The sequence below is a fragment of the Faecalibacterium duncaniae genome (genome assembly GCF_010509575.1).
Lineage (GTDB): Bacteria > Bacillota > Clostridia > Oscillospirales > Ruminococcaceae > Faecalibacterium > Faecalibacterium duncaniae.
Genome location: NZ_CP048437.1, coordinates 1681444 through 1695560 on the forward strand (window position 1 = coordinate 1681444; position 14117 = coordinate 1695560).

Below are 14117 nucleotides of genomic sequence, written 5' to 3' on the forward strand. Positions count from 1 at the left end.
GAAAGGAATCGGCGCGAACTGTATTATAGGAGATAGAGAGGACGGAAAGCAGCCGCTCTGATGATCTCTCAAAAGGAGGGACTGTCCATGACCCAGAAGGCGAGTGTTCGTATGGAGGAAATTCGCCGCCGCACACGCAGGCTTCGTCAAAGGCGGGCACATCGAATCAACTGCGCTCTCTCCGCAGCTTGTCTGTTTTTGACAGTCGGCATTGCGTCCCTGCTGTATCAGGAGCATGTTCCGGGTCTTTCCATCGTTCTGGCCGGGTACGGCTCGGTGCTGCTGCACAGCGGCGCTGATGCTTATATCGTGGTCAGCGTCGGCTCCTTTGTCACCGGCGTTGTATTCACGTTGCTCGGCATCCGGTACAGGCGGTACAAAACACTGCACCGCCCCTTCTCCCCGGATGCCGCAGACAAGGCTTCCTCCCAAAGCCTCTCTGACGACCAGTAGCGCCCTCCATGCTCTTCTCCCACACACTTTTCTCCATACCCCGAAAAGGCTCTGCCGTTTCTCCCGGCAGAGCCTTTTCCCTTTTAACCAAAAACAGCACGCCGAAACCGAACGGCGTGCTGTTTTTTCTGGTTCTATGGTTATCTGTCCCACTTGTCGCACAGGGCGTTGATCTGGTCGGCAAACTTGGCAAGATCCTTGTTGGCCCCGCCCTCGTTGTGCTCGATGACGCGGAGCAGCCGCTTGCCGGCGCTGACCAGCCGCTGGAACACCGTTGCGGCGCGGGACGCGCCCTCACTGGGCTTGTGCTCCAGCCGGACACGGGAGCCTTCCTGCAGGCAGACCGCACCCTCGGCCCCAATGGCCCACTGCTCCCCATTGTAAGGGGCACAGGCGGTAAAGCCCTGCTCGGTCAGGGTCTGGGCAAAGATGTTCTCCACCTCGTCCTCGCCATGGATGACAAACACCCTCTTGGGCTTGGGGCTGAACGCATTCACCCAGGCCAGCAGTCCCTCGCGGTCGGCATGGCCCGAAAGGCCCGTCAGCTGACAGATCTCTGCCTGCACATCGATGGTCTCACCGAACAGCTTGACATTGACGGCACCATCGATCAGGGTGCGGCCCAGCGTTCCCACGGCCTGATAGCCCACAAAAAGGATCGTGCACTCCGGCCGCCACAGATTGTGCTTGAGGTGGTGGCGGATGCGGCCTGCCTCGCACATGCCGCTGGCCGAGATGATGACCTTGGGCACCCGGTCGGCGTTGATCATCCGGGACTCATCGCTGGTCACGCTGACCTGCAGCCCCGGGAACTGGATGGGATCGATGCCCTGGGCCAGCAGCGCCCGGGTATCCTCGTCAAAGCAGTCGGGGTCGGTATCTTTGAAGATGCGGGTCGCCTCAATGGCAAGGGGGCTGTCGATGTAGACCGGGAAATTGCCGTGGCCGGTGACCAGCCCCTCTTTTTTGATTTCACGGATAAAGTAGAGCAGCTCCTGGGTACGGCCCACCGCAAAGCTGGGGATGACCACATTGCCGCCCCGGTCAAAGGTGCGCTGCAGGATCCTGCTCAGCTCCCCCACATAGTCCGGGCGGGGACCGTGGCTGCGGTCACCATACGTAGACTCCATAAACACATAGTCCGCGTCCCGGATCGTTGTCGGGTCCTTGATGATGGGCTGATGCTGGTTGCCGATGTCTCCGGAAAAGACCAGCTTGGTGGTGGTGCCGCTCTCAGTGACCCAGATCTCGATGCTGGACGAACCCAGCAGATGGCCCACATCGATGAAGCGGATCACAAGGCCCGGGGCCAGCTCGATCTTAGTGTTATACTCCATGCCCCGGAACAGCTGCATGGCCGCCTCGGCATCCTGCACTGTGTACATCGGCTCCACCGGCTCGGCACCGGCACGCTTCGCCTTGCGGTTCTTCCACTCAGCTTCAAACTCCTGAATGTGGGCAGAGTCCCGCAGCATGATGCTGCACAGCTGAGTCGTGGGCTTGGTGGCATAGATCCTGCCCCGGAAGCCGTTGCGCACCAGCAGCGGCAGCTGGCCTGTGTGGTCGATATGCGCATGGGTCACCAGCACGCCGTCAATTTCACCCGGTGCCACAGGAAAGGGCTGGTTTTCGTAGACATCCTTCCCCTGCTCCATGCCGCAGTCGATGAGGTAGCGCTGCCCAGCTGCTTCCAGCAGGGTGCAGCTGCCCGTGACCTCGTGGTTGGCTCCCAAAAATGTGAGCTTCATAGATACACCTCCCAGTTCGGTTTTGCACCCTTAGTATAGCATAACTCGCCGCGTCCATCTGCCCAAATCGTGTAAAGAGTTATCGGGCAAAGCGCTGAAATTTTGAAAAAGTTTTTATACAATCTTGACAAACCACCCCCAACTGAGATAAACTTTATTCGTATGACGTAACTTCTACAGAGATTCAAAATAGAGAGGTAGTTATTTATGGTTCGTAACGATTTGCGCAACGTCGCCATTATCGCTCACGTTGACCACGGCAAGACCACGCTGGTGGATGCCATGCTGCGTCAGAGCGGCGCTTTCCGTGACAATCAGGTCGTGGCAGAGCGTGTCATGGACAGCGGCGATATCGAGCGTGAGCGCGGTATCACCATTCTGGCCAAGAACTGCTCCTGCACCTACAAGGGTGTCAAGATCAACATCGTTGATACCCCGGGCCACGCCGACTTTGGCGGCGAGGTCGAGCGCGTGCTGAAGATGGTCAACGGCGTGCTGCTGCTGGTGGACGCTGCTGAGGGCTGCATGCCCCAGACCCGTTTTGTTCTGCAGAAGGCTCTGCAGCAGAACCTGAGCCTGGTGGTTGCCATCAACAAGATCGACCGCCCCGATGCCCGCATCAAGGAAGTCATCGATGAGGTGCTTTACCTGCTGATGGATCTGGGCGCTTCCGATGAGCAGCTGGAATGCCCCATCTTGTTCTGCTGCGGCCGTCAGGGCACCGCAAGCCTGGACCCCGATGTGCCCGGCACCGACCTGATCCCCCTGTTCGACACCCTGCTGGACACCATCCAGCCTCCTCAGGGCGATCCCGAGGCTCCCTTCCAGATGCTGGTCTCCTCTGTTGACTACAACGAGTTCGTTGGCCGCATCGGCATTGGCCGCATCCAGAACGGTGTTGCCAAGGTCGGCGAGGAAGTGGTCGTGTGCGACTGGCACAACCCCGACCTGAAGATGCGCGGCCGCCTGACCAAGCTGTACGATTTCCAGGCCAATGGCCGCCAGCCCTGCGACAACATCACCGCAGGCGATATCGTTGCATTCTCCGGCCTGCCCGATGTCACCATCGGCAACACGCTGTGCGCTCCCTCTCAGGTTGAGCCGCTGCCCTTCGTGAAGATCAACGACCCCACCGTGGAGATGACCTTCTCCGTCAACGACAGCCCCCTGGCCGGCCGTGAGGGCAAGTACGTCACCAGCCGCCAGATCCGTGACCGTCTGCAGAAAGAGCTGCTGAAGGACGTCGCTCTGAAGGTGGAGGATTCTCCCACCACCGATTCCTTCCGCGTCATGGGCCGTGGTGAGATGCACCTGTCCATCCTGATCGAGACCATGCGCCGTGAAGGCTATGAGCTGCAGGTCTCTCCCCCGCACGTTCTGACCAAGGTCATCGACGGCAAGACCTACGAGCCCATGGAGCACGTTGTCATCGACGTTCCCACCCAGTATCAGGGTGCTGTGATGACCGGCCTGGGCCAGCGCAAAGCCGTCCTGCAGCAGATGGAGTCCCTGGGCACCGACCGTGTCCGCCTGGAGTTCCGGATGCCCAGCCGCGGCCTGTTCGGCTACCGCAACCAGTTCCTGACCGATACCCACGGCGAAGGCATCCTCAACCAGATCTTTGATGGCTACGATGTCTGGGCCGGTATGATCGCCAACCGTTCCACCGGTTCTCTGGTCAGCTTTGAGACCGGCGATGCCGTTACCTACGGCCTGTACAACGCGCAGCAGCGCGGCACCCTGCTGGTGGGCGCTGGCGAAAAGGTCTACGAGGGCATGGTCATCGGCTACACCGCTTCCGGCGAGGATGTGGATGTCAACGTCTGCAAGACCAAGCACCTGACCAATACCCGTGCTTCCGGTTCCGATGACGCTCTGCGCCTGATCCCCGTCAGCAAGCTGAGCCTGGAGGGCTGCCTGGAGTTCCTGGCACAGGATGAGCTGCTGGAGGTCACCCCTGAGAATCTGCGCATCCGCAAGCAGATCCTGAACCACGACCAGCGCATGAAGGCCAAGAGCAAGCTGAAGTAAGCTGCTTTCCTTCTCGATCAACATAAAAAACGGCATCGCAAACCGATCGGTCTGCGATGCCGTTTTGTGTTTCGCTCTTTATTCAGCGCTGTATGCGCTGCCCATAGTCCAGGAGTTGGAAGCCGAATACTTTGCGTGGTTGCGCAGGTAGGTGACCCAGGCACCATAGCCGTTTCCGGCCGAGAAGTGGACTCCATCGGGAGCCGCCAGCATCTCCTTCAGATTCCCGTTCTCATCGGCAAAGGTCTCCCACAGGTCAAGGTAGACACAGCCCTTGTCTGCAGCCAGCTTTGCCAGCTGCTCGTTCACAGAGCGCAGGACATCGGACGCAAGACCGGGCTTTTCCGCAGCGGCCTGGGGCCGCACCGGCGGGATGGACTGGACATAGATGACGCAGCCGGGCAGGGCCTGCCTGAGCTGATCCAGCATCTGGCCATAGTAGGCCAGAAAGCGGTCTGCTGCCCCCAGCGTGGTCAGCGTGTTGGTGCCCAGCAGGATATAGAGCTTTTTCGGCTGGGCCGCTGTCAGCACATCCATTGCCACCTCTGAGCCGCGCACGCTGCTCTTGACCGCGCTGCGGTTCACGATGGCATCGGGGCCCACGCCGGTATAGCCACAGATGAGCGCCCCGCCCAGGTTGATGCTGTAATCGGAGAAGCCCACGGTCAGGCTGTCGCCCAGCAGGGCCGCATCCGAAAAGTAACTCAGATCCACTTGCCCACAGCTGGGCTGACGGATCACGCTGCTGTCATACGCCTTGACCTGATAGGCCCCCGCTGCCTGCCGGGCGGGGCCGAACTGTTCCAGCGTGACAGCCGCCGCATCGTCGGCTCCACTGCCTTCCCCTGCCGTACCGCCGGCGCTGTCTGCCGCTGAGGCTCCCGTATCTCCCTGCATGGGCAGCGGAGCCAGGATATTGGCCGCTGTGCCCGCCGCCGGGCTTTGCTGGACAGCCTCGCTCTGCTTTTCGCCATTTTCCAGAATGGCCGTGATGGCCAGCGACAGCAGCAGGATCGCTGCAATGATCCCCGCCAGCCGCAGGCCGGTGCCTGCCTTGCTGCGCCGTCTCCGGCCATGGGTGGAATGATATTCGTGTGAAATTCCCATTCTCTTTCCCGCCTTTCCCTGTTTTCTTTTCTCTATCATTACGGTCAGTATCCCCGAAAAATTGCAGAGTTTGCATTCTGCACTCCGACCGACCCTGTGTTTTTGTAGGATACGCCAAATATTGTATCATAATTTTTTTGCCCGTGCAACCAATCAGGTCTTGCATACAACAGAGAAATAGTTTACAATAGTATTGTTGCAGGAATTGCACAGTTTTCATTGAATCAGATGCACATCCTGCATTCTTTTTGTACGACTTGCGGCGCGCATCCGCAATCTCCTTCCCCGGGCAGTGCAGGGCTCTGGGAGGACACAGAAGGACTTGCCGCGCTTTGCAGGACGTGAAATGTTGTTCTTTTGGATAAGGAGGACGTATGTCAAAAAATGTCATCATCGGCCAGAGCGGCGGCCCTACCGCCGTTATCAATTCCAGCTTGGCAGGCGTATACAAAGCTGCCTGCAGTCTGGGAGCCGATAAAGTCTACGGAATGAAGTACGGCATCGAGGGCCTTTTAAAGGAAGAAATGCTGGAACTGAACGTTCTGCTGGATGACCGCATGAGCATCGAGCTGCTCAAGCGCACCCCGTCCAGCTATCTGGGCAGCTGCCGCTACAAGCTGCCGGACCCGGACGTGGACTCTACCCCGTTCATCAAGCTGTTCACCCTGTTTGACAAGTACGATATCTGTGCGCTGTTCTACATCGGCGGCAATGACTCGATGGACACCATTGCAAAACTCTCCCGTTACGGTGCCCAGGTGGGCAGCAGCGTCCGGTTCATCGGTGTGCCCAAGACCATCGACAACGACCTTTGCCTGACCGACCACACCCCCGGCTACGGCTCTGCCGCCAAGTACATTGCCACCATCCTGAAGGAGGTCATCCGTGACTCCTCCGTTTACAACATCCGCAGCGTGACGGTGGCCGAGATCATGGGCCGCCACGCTGGCTGGCTGGCCGGTGCGGCCTGTCTGGCCGGCGGCGATGACTGCGAAGGCCCCGACCTCATTCTGCTGCCCGAAGTTCCCTTTGACCCGGACAGGTTCCTGACCCGGGTGGACGAGCTGCAGCGGGTCAAGCCCAATGTCATCATTGCAGCCAGCGAGGGTGTTAAGACAGCCGACGGCACCTATCTGTGCGATCTGGTCTCCACCGCCGGGCAGCTGGATGCCTTTGGCCACAAGGCCATCCTCAGCGGCACCAGCCGGTACCTTTCCGATCTCATCCACGACAACCTGAACTGCAAGAGCCGTGCCATTGAGTTCTCGACCCTGCAGCGCTGCGCCAGCCATCTGGCCAGCCGCACCGATGTGAACGAGGCCTACGCCGTGGGCGGCGCTGCCGCTTCCGCTGCCTTTGCGGGCGAGACCGGGCGGATGATCTCGCTCAAGCGCATTTCCGATTACCCTTACCAGTGCATCACCGAGTCGGTGGATGTCCAGCAGGTGGCAAACCTGGAGAAAAAGGTGCCGCTGGACTGGATCACCCCGGACGGAATGCAGGTGACGGCGGCATTTGAGGAGTATGCCCGCCCGCTCATCCTGGACGAAGTGACACCGGTCTATGTCAACGGTACCCCGCGCCATATCTGCCTGTAAGTTTCATTTGCGCGCTTCCTCCCCCCTCGTAGTCTGTTTTCGTGCTCCTGCACGATAATATAAAAGCCGAAACAGAAGAAAAGGAGAAATCATCATGGGTAAAAATGCAATCGTTGGTCAGTCTGGCGGCCCTACCTCCGTCATCAATGCAAGTCTGGCAGGCGTATTCGAGAGCTGCAAGAGCCGCGGCGCTGAAATCGTTTACGGCATGTGCAACGGCGTTGCCGGTCTGCTGGAGGAGCGCGTGGTGGATCTTTCCACCGTGCTGACCGATGACCTGGATATCGAGCTGCTCAAGCGCACCCCGTCCAGCTTCCTGGGCAGCTGCCGCTATAAGCTGCCCGATTGGCACGATGACGAGACCGTTTACAAGAAGCTGTTCGCCATCCTGGAAAAGCTGAACATTGGCTACTTCTTCTACATTGGCGGCAACGACTCCATGGATACCATCGGCAAGCTGGCTGAATACGGCAACCGCATCCAGAGCGACATCCGCTTCATGGGCGTTCCCAAGACCATCGACAACGACCTGATGGTGACCGACCACACCCCCGGCTACGGCTCTGCGGCAAAGTACATCGGTGTGGTGATGAAGGAGATCATCCGCGATGCCACCGTTTACGGCACCAATTATGTCACCGTGGTCGAGATCATGGGCCGCAACGCCGGCTGGCTGACCGCGGCTGCCTCTCTGGCCAAGAGCGATGACTGCGAGGGCGTGGATATGATCTGCCTGCCCGAAGTCCCCTTCAACGTGGAGCACTTCATTGAGAAGGTCCGCGTCATGCAGGAGAAGAAGCCCAGCATCGTGATCGCTGTTTCCGAGGGTGTCAAGCTCGAGGACGGCCGCTACGTCTGCGAGCTGGCCGATGATGTGCACGCAGTGGACGCTTTCGGCCACAAGGCACTGACCGGCACCGCCCGCTATCTGGCGAATGTGGTCGCACGCAATCTGGACACCAAGACCCGCTGTATCGAGCTGTCTACCCTGCAGCGCTGCGCTGGTCACCTGACCAGCCGCACCGATATCACCGAGGCTTACCAGGTGGGCGGCGCTGCTGCCAAGGCTGCCTTTGAGGGTGTCACCGGTCAGATGGTCGCCCTGAAGCGCATCTCCAACAGCCCCTATCAGTACATCACCGAGCTGCACCCCATCAGTGAAGTTGCAAACCTCGAGAAGAAGGTCCCCCTGAGCTGGATGAACGAGAATCACACCCAGATGACCGAGGAATTCCTCGAGTATGCCCGCCCGCTGATCCAGGCTGAACTGACTCCGCTGTACATTGCAGGTCTGCCCCACCACATCTACATGAAAAAGTAATTTCTCCTTTGAATCCTTCTAAGGCATAGCAAAACTCCCGCCCGGATGCGCTCCGGGCGGGAGTTTTTTGCTGTGTGGCTTATGAATTACTGTTTGCCCAGCTGCCAGAACGCCACGGCGCTGGCGGCGGCAACGTTCAGGGAATCGACCCCGTGGGACATGGGGATCTTGACTGTGTAATCGCAGGATGCGATGGTGGTATGGGAAAGGCCGTCTCCCTCCGTGCCCAGCACAATGGCAAGCTTCGGCTCCCGGGCAAGGGCTTCGTCATCGATGCTGACCGAACGGTCACTCAAGGCCATGGCAGCCGTCTTGAAGCCCAGGGCATTCAGCTGAGCAAGCCCCTTTTCGGGCCAATCAGCAGGCGTTTCACCGATCTGCGCCCAGGGCACCTGAAATACCGTACCCATACTCACGCGCACGGCCCGGCGGCAGAGCGGGTCACAGCAGGAGGGATTGACGAGAACTGCGTCCATGTTCAGCGCTGCCGCGCTGCGGAAGATGGCACCCACGTTGGTGGAATCCACAATGCCCTCCAGCACGGCCACCCGCCGGGCGTTCCGGCAGAGCTCCTCCACGGTGCGGGGCTTCGGACGTTGAAAGGCGCAGAGCACGCCCCGGGTCAGCTCGTAGCCTGTCAGTGCAGCCAGCAGCTCCCGGTCAGCAGTATAAATGGGTGCATCCCCGCAGCGGGTCAGGATCTCCGCCGCTGGGCCGGTGATCTGCCTGCGCTCCATCAGCAGGGAGACCGGCACAAAGCCTGCATCCAGTGCCCGGGAGATCACCTTGGGGCTCTCGGCAATGAAGATGCCTTTTTCGGGTTCCAGCCGACTGCGCAGCTGGTTCTGCGTCAGGCGGGCGTAGGGGTCCAGCTCCGGCGCGTGAAAATCCGTGATCTCGATGATATTGGGCATGGGGAGATTCTCCTTTTTCTGTATGAATGGTCTTATTGTAGCACAACCCGGATGCAATTGCAAAATACATGGCAGGCATATTCGTTTTACATAGTCAAAACCGCCAAAAATCACCTTTTGTTTTTGACAAATCCGTCAACCCGCGCTATAGTATAGAGGTAAAAAAACAGAGGGGGAATTTGTATGAATTCCAAGAAAAAGCGCCGCGGCCAGATGTCGGAAGCATTCTGCACGGCAATGTTCCTTTCACTGTCCGGCGGCCTGCAGGACGTATACACCTATCTGTTCCGGGGCAAGGTGTTTGCCAACGCCCAGACCGGCAACATCGTGCTGATGGCTGTCCATGCCTTTGCCGGGGAGTGGGGGCGTGTGCTGCATTATCTTGTGCCCCTGTGCTTCTTTGCACTGGGCGTGTTCGCGGCAGAGCTGATGCACCAGAAGCTGCAGAATCTGCAGCGGCTCCACTGGCGGCAGCTGGTGGTGCTGTGTGAGATCGTGATGCTGTTCGTGGTGGGCTTTTTCCCGCAGGAGTGGAATCTTATGGCCAACGCACTGGTCTCGTTTGCCTGTGCGATGCAGGTGCAGACCTTCCGCAAGGTGAACGGTTATGCCTTTGCCAGCACCATGTGCATCGGCAACATGCGCAGCGGCATGGACTCCCTCTGCAGCTGGGTGCTCAACCGCAATCCTGCCGCCCTGAAAAAATCCCTTTATTACTGGGGCATCATCCTCCTGTTTGCGCTGGGCGCGGGCCTGGGCAGCCTGGCGCTGGATCTCTGCGGCGCAAAGGCCATCTGGTTCTCCTGCCTGCTGCTGGCCGTCAGCTTCTGCCTGATGTTCCTGAAAGAAGATGTGGAAGAGATCAAAGAAGATCTTGAAGCACTGGAAGCAAAACATTAAATAAAACATTAAATCAAGGAGTTCCCCTCAGTTTCACGCTGTTTACCGCCATGCCAAAGGCTCCCCTGGTAGGGGAGCTGGCGAGCGCCAGCAAGACTGAGGGTTTATTTTTCTCCGGATCTATCCAACACTTCCCCGGTCTCCTTCGTCTTACAGGCAGAACGACGCAATGAAAGGAGGAAGCCCCATGTGGGAGCTGCTGTACGAGACCTTCTGGGACAGGCTGGAGCATTTCTGTTTCAATCTCTGCCGGGACGAAGCCCGGGCGGAGGATCTGACCCAGGAAGTCTTTCTGCGGGCACTGCAGAACCGGACCCTTATCAACAGCTTTACGGAACGGCAGTGCAAGGCCTGGCTGTTTACCACTGCACGGAATCTCTACTGCGACCAGCTCCGCCGGACGGCAAAGGAGGAGCAGCTGCTCAGCACCTTTTTCCCGGAAGAGGACAGTGCTGAACCGGATTCCGCGCTGGACACAGTGGAAGCCGCCAGTCTGCTGGCTCTGCTCACCCCGGAAGAACGGCGGCTGTTCACCCTGCGCTATACAGCGGGCTACAATGCCAGCGAGATCGGTCAGCTGCTCTGTCTCCCGCCCGGCACGGTCCGCAGCCGCCTTGCCCAGATACGCCATCGCCTCAAAACTGAACTTACGGAGGATTAAATGATGAAAAAGAACCTGAACGTGGACGCTATGATCCTGGACCTGCGCAATGTGCAGGAGGATTTTCTTGACCGCTATGAGCAGATCAAGCTGGACTGCATGATCGCGCTGACCTCGCCCCGGGTGCAGGCGCTCCTGAGCCAGCACAACATTTCTCTGGATTCGATGCTCTGCAAAAATGTCCCGGAGGAGGTCTCGGTGGGTGTGGTCAATGGCAAGGTCACGCTGAGCTCTGCCAGCCAGACCGCCGCCGGGCAGGTACTGGTGGTCAACGGCAAGCTGATGATCACACCGGATGCTGCGGAGGTTTTACAGAAATACGCCTGCATTCTGGTCAACGGTATGATCTACTGCCCGCAGTGCCTCTCGGCAGTGGTATCCGCCCGCTGCATCCTGAACGGAAAGCTGGCGGTCTACCCCGATGATGCAGTGCTCCTGCCGGGAAGCTCCATCAAGCTAGACAACACCTTCCTGCTGCGGGCGCAAAGCCGCCTGTACTGGAATGAACATCGCTTCCTGGCGGTTGACCCCAGGCTCGACACTGCCGCACTGGCCGCAAAGGGCTGCAGCTTTTCCGCTCCAAAGGCCATCCTGTGCGCAAGCCTTGCGCCCGTTCTGGCCCCGCTCTTCCCGGATTCCACCGAGCTGATCATCGTGCCGGACGGCACCGCCGTGGTGGAAGACGACCTGGAGCTGACCGCCTCTTCCCTGCGCCGGTATGGCACCCGTCTCTATGTGCTGGGTGATGCTGTCATCCCCGCAGAGAGCGCAGACCTGCTGGCTCAGATCGAATTCCTGCATGTTACCGGTGAAGTAGAGCTGCCTGATGCTCTGGAAGCGGCCTTCTTTGCCATCCCTGAGCTGGAATGCGGCAAAGTAGTCCACGAGGACGCTCTGCCCAAACAGACCCGCGCCAAAGCAAAGGATGAGGAGCCCGATCCGGATACCGTGACCCTCAGCGGCATCCAGCTGACCCTGTAATCCGCACTGTTCCTCCCTGCCCCGCTCTTTCCGGCAAAAGCTCTCTGCTGGAAGGAGCGGGACTTTTGTTGATTTTTTATTGCACCCGCTCCTCTGATATGATATACTAATTTTTGTATTGTGCAATTCCCCGGGCACACTTCCGCTGTGGAACCCGCTGCCCGGGCAGGATATGGGAACCGAAATCAGGAAGAGGAGCAACGAATGAAAAAAGGATTTGACAACGACAAATACCTGCAGATGCAGTCGGAGCACATCCGGGAGCGGATCGCGCAGTTCGACAACAAGCTGTATCTGGAATTCGGCGGCAAGCTGTTCGATGACTACCACGCCTCCCGCGTGCTGCCCGGCTTCCAGCCCGATTCCAAGCTGCAGATGCTGCTGCAGCTGAAGGATCAGGCCGAGGTCGTTATCGTCATCAACGCTGAGGACATCGTCAGCAGCAAGGTACGCGGTGACTATGGCATTACCTATGATCTGGACGTTCTGCGTCTCATCGATGCATTCCAGGAGCGCGGCCTGTTTGTGGGCAGTGTATGCGTGACCATGTACACCGCTGCCCCCGAGGTGGAAGCCTTTGAGAAGCGGCTGAACAGCCTGGGCATCCGCACCTTCCGGCACTATAAGATCCCCGGCTACCCCAATGACGTTGCCCGCATCGTGAGCGACGAGGGCTATGGCCGCAACGAGTACATTGAGACCCAGCGCCCGCTGGTGGTTATCACGGCTCCCGGCCCCGGCAGCGGCAAGATGGCCACCTGCCTGTCCCAGCTGTACCACGAATACAAGCGGGGCGTGAAGGCCGGTTATGCCAAGTTTGAGACCTTCCCCATCTGGAACATCCCCCTGAAGCACCCGGTCAACCTGGCTTACGAGGCTGCCACCGCCGACCTGAACGATGTGAACATGATCGACCCGTTCCATCTGGAGGCCTATGGCAAGACCGCGGTCAACTACAACCGCGACATTGAGATCTTCCCCGTGGTCAACGCCATGTTTGAGCTGATCGCAGGCAAAAGTCCCTACCACTCTCCCACCGACATGGGCGTGAACATGGCCGGCAACTGCATTGTGGATGATGCGGCCTGCTGCGAAGCTTCCCGCAATGAGATCGTCCGCCGCTACTTTAAGGCCCTGTGTGACCTCAAGAACGGCGCACAGATCCAGAGCGAGGTCTACAAGCTGGAGCTGCTGATGAATCAGGCCGGACTGACCCAGGGCAGCCGCCCGGTGGAGCAGGCCGCCCATGCAGTCTCTGAAAAGACCGGCGGTGCCCCCGCCGCTGCCATCGAGCTGCCGGACGGCACCGTTGTCACCGGCAAGACCGGCCCCCTGCTGGGTGCCGCTTCCTCCGCTCTGCTCAACGCGCTGAAAAAGCTGGCCGGCATCGACCAGGAGCTTGACCTCGTTTCTGCCGCCGCCATCGAGCCCATCCAGACCCTCAAGACCAACTATCTGGGCAGCAAGAACCCCCGCCTGCACACCGACGAGATCCTGATTGCCCTGTCCAGCTCGGCCGCGCAGAATCCCACTGCTGCAGCCGCCCTCAAGCAACTCTCCCACCTGAAGGGCTGCGATATGCACTCCACCGTCATCCTGTCCAGCGTGGATATGGACACCGTGAAGAAGCTGGGCATGTATCTGACCTGCGAGCCCGCCTATGAGGAAGCAGACCGGATGTACCACAAGAAGTAAAAAATAATGACCCTCTCTGTCATTGCTTTGCACTGCCGTCTTTCCCCAAGGGCAAGGCGGCCGTATCTGCGCGACGGAGAGGGTCATTTTTATTTCCGGGTCTGTTCCCAGTAGGCTCCCATGCTCTGGCCGGGCTGGTCGGTGACATCATCGTTCAGATAGTCTGCAAGGCCAAAGGCTTCCGGCTTCCAGCTGCGGGCGGCATCCACGGTGGGGTATTCCACCTCAGCGTACCAGAACGCAGTGGGCTGGCCCTCATCCACATGGTTCACCTCCAGCACAAGGCCATCGGGCAGGGCGTAGCTTCTGCGGATCTTCCCGATCAGGGGCTTACCGATGATCTTTGTTTCCAGTTCATCAAACAGTTTCTTGTCGATGGGGCGCTCGATCTCCTCCCGTGCAAGCCCGCTTCCGGACTTGAAGCAGAGGATATAGGCCGTCTCGCCGCCCTTGAGCGCCTCCTCCCGGATGCGCACGGTGGGCCGCACGCTGATATATCCCTGCCGCATGGCAAACTCTTCCTTGAGCGGCAGAGCCGGGAGGTTTTCGCCCTCCGGCCAGCCGTTCACCATCCATTTGCGTTCGATTTCCATGACGTTTTCCTCGTTTCTGTGTTTTTGTATTTATTCTAGCACGTTTTTATGTTAGAATAAATATCAGTATGAAATTTTAGCATCCTCACCCTCTCAGTCAATGCCTGACGGCATT

The 14117-nt window shown here is 58.9% G+C and carries 12 protein-coding genes; 8 read left to right on the plus strand and 4 right to left on the minus strand.

Annotated elements, in window-relative coordinates; all coding sequences use genetic code 11:
• Positions 1-87 precede the first annotated feature (87 nt).
• On the plus strand, positions 88-453 hold the full coding sequence (locus GXM22_RS08165; RefSeq protein ID WP_099357173.1) for a hypothetical protein: 366 nt from the start codon (positions 88-90) through the stop codon (positions 451-453).
• A gap of 140 nt (positions 454-593) precedes the next feature.
• Here GXM22_RS08165 and GXM22_RS08170 read toward each other — a convergent pair whose 3' ends face one another.
• Positions 594-2201 carry an MBL fold metallo-hydrolase RNA specificity domain-containing protein gene (locus GXM22_RS08170; protein WP_005934470.1) on the minus strand — a complete coding sequence of 536 codons (1608 nt, stop codon included), beginning with the start codon at positions 2199-2201 and terminating at the stop codon, positions 594-596.
• 207 nt (positions 2202-2408) lie between these two features.
• Between GXM22_RS08170 and typA the strand changes: the two genes are divergently transcribed.
• Complete coding sequence (gene typA / locus GXM22_RS08175; protein WP_097771893.1) at positions 2409-4232, plus strand: translational GTPase TypA; 1824 nt, start codon at positions 2409-2411, stop codon at positions 4230-4232.
• A gap of 78 nt (positions 4233-4310) precedes the next feature.
• Here typA and GXM22_RS08180 read toward each other — a convergent pair whose 3' ends face one another.
• Entirely contained in the window at positions 4311-5339 is a 1029-nt protein-coding gene (locus GXM22_RS08180) for a GDSL-type esterase/lipase family protein (RefSeq protein WP_035394488.1), read from the minus strand.
• 374 nt (positions 5340-5713) lie between these two features.
• Here GXM22_RS08180 and GXM22_RS08185 point away from each other — a divergent pair, with 374 nt between their 5' ends.
• Together GXM22_RS08185 and GXM22_RS08190 are read left to right on the plus strand one after the other, a co-directional pair.
• On the plus strand, positions 5714-6937 hold the full coding sequence (locus GXM22_RS08185; protein ID WP_005934476.1) for a 6-phosphofructokinase: 1224 nt from the start codon (positions 5714-5716) through the stop codon (positions 6935-6937).
• Between the two features lie 94 nt (positions 6938-7031).
• Entirely contained in the window at positions 7032-8258 is a 1227-nt protein-coding gene (locus GXM22_RS08190; protein WP_005934477.1) for a 6-phosphofructokinase, read from the plus strand.
• A gap of 86 nt (positions 8259-8344) precedes the next feature.
• Here GXM22_RS08190 and GXM22_RS08195 read toward each other — a convergent pair whose 3' ends face one another.
• Positions 8345-9172, minus strand: coding sequence for a TrmH family RNA methyltransferase (locus GXM22_RS08195; protein ID WP_005934478.1), 828 nt, complete (start codon positions 9170-9172; stop codon positions 8345-8347).
• Positions 9173-9355: 183 nt separating this feature from the next.
• Here GXM22_RS08195 and GXM22_RS08200 point away from each other — a divergent pair, with 183 nt between their 5' ends.
• The 4 genes from GXM22_RS08200 (at position 9356) to GXM22_RS08215 (ending at position 13409) form a co-directional block, all read left to right on the plus strand.
• Positions 9356-10072 (plus strand): YoaK family protein, encoded by a 717-nt coding sequence (locus GXM22_RS08200; RefSeq protein ID WP_005934479.1) that lies wholly within the window; start codon positions 9356-9358, stop codon positions 10070-10072.
• Between the two features lie 187 nt (positions 10073-10259).
• Complete coding sequence (locus GXM22_RS08205; RefSeq protein WP_005934480.1) at positions 10260-10733, plus strand: RNA polymerase sigma factor; 474 nt, start codon at positions 10260-10262, stop codon at positions 10731-10733.
• Positions 10734-11714, plus strand: a complete 981-nt coding sequence (locus GXM22_RS08210) for a hypothetical protein (RefSeq protein WP_099357172.1) — start codon at positions 10734-10736, stop codon at positions 11712-11714.
• Between the two features lie 204 nt (positions 11715-11918).
• Positions 11919-13409 (plus strand): DUF1846 domain-containing protein, encoded by a 1491-nt coding sequence (locus GXM22_RS08215; RefSeq protein WP_005934483.1) that lies wholly within the window; start codon positions 11919-11921, stop codon positions 13407-13409.
• Between the two features lie 89 nt (positions 13410-13498).
• On the opposite strand, the gene GXM22_RS08220 is transcribed toward GXM22_RS08215, so the two are convergent.
• Positions 13499-14002: a CYTH domain-containing protein gene (locus GXM22_RS08220; RefSeq protein WP_005934485.1), complete on the minus strand. Its 504-nt coding sequence runs from the start codon at positions 14000-14002 to the stop codon at positions 13499-13501.
• Between the last annotated feature and the right edge of the window lie 115 nt (positions 14003-14117).

Bases quoted from the DNA above. Each gene is read 5' to 3' on its own strand.
- GXM22_RS08165 (WP_099357173.1), top strand. From the start codon at position 88: ATGACCCAGAAGGCGAGTGTTCGTATGGAGGAAATTCGCCGCCGCACA.
- GXM22_RS08170 (WP_005934470.1), bottom strand. From the start codon at position 2,201: ATGAAGCTCACATTTTTGGGAGCCAACCACGAGGTCACGGGCAGCTGC.
- typA (WP_097771893.1), top strand. From the start codon at position 2,409: ATGGTTCGTAACGATTTGCGCAACGTCGCCATTATCGCTCACGTTGAC.
- GXM22_RS08180 (WP_035394488.1), bottom strand. From the start codon at position 5,339: ATGGGAATTTCACACGAATATCATTCCACCCATGGCCGGAGACGGCGC.
- GXM22_RS08185 (WP_005934476.1), top strand. From the start codon at position 5,714: ATGTCAAAAAATGTCATCATCGGCCAGAGCGGCGGCCCTACCGCCGTT.
- GXM22_RS08190 (WP_005934477.1), top strand. From the start codon at position 7,032: ATGGGTAAAAATGCAATCGTTGGTCAGTCTGGCGGCCCTACCTCCGTC.
- GXM22_RS08195 (WP_005934478.1), bottom strand. From the start codon at position 9,172: ATGCCCAATATCATCGAGATCACGGATTTTCACGCGCCGGAGCTGGAC.
- GXM22_RS08200 (WP_005934479.1), top strand. From the start codon at position 9,356: ATGAATTCCAAGAAAAAGCGCCGCGGCCAGATGTCGGAAGCATTCTGC.
- GXM22_RS08205 (WP_005934480.1), top strand. From the start codon at position 10,260: ATGTGGGAGCTGCTGTACGAGACCTTCTGGGACAGGCTGGAGCATTTC.
- GXM22_RS08210 (WP_099357172.1), top strand. From the start codon at position 10,734: ATGATGAAAAAGAACCTGAACGTGGACGCTATGATCCTGGACCTGCGC.
- GXM22_RS08215 (WP_005934483.1), top strand. From the start codon at position 11,919: ATGAAAAAAGGATTTGACAACGACAAATACCTGCAGATGCAGTCGGAG.
- GXM22_RS08220 (WP_005934485.1), bottom strand. From the start codon at position 14,002: ATGGAAATCGAACGCAAATGGATGGTGAACGGCTGGCCGGAGGGCGAA.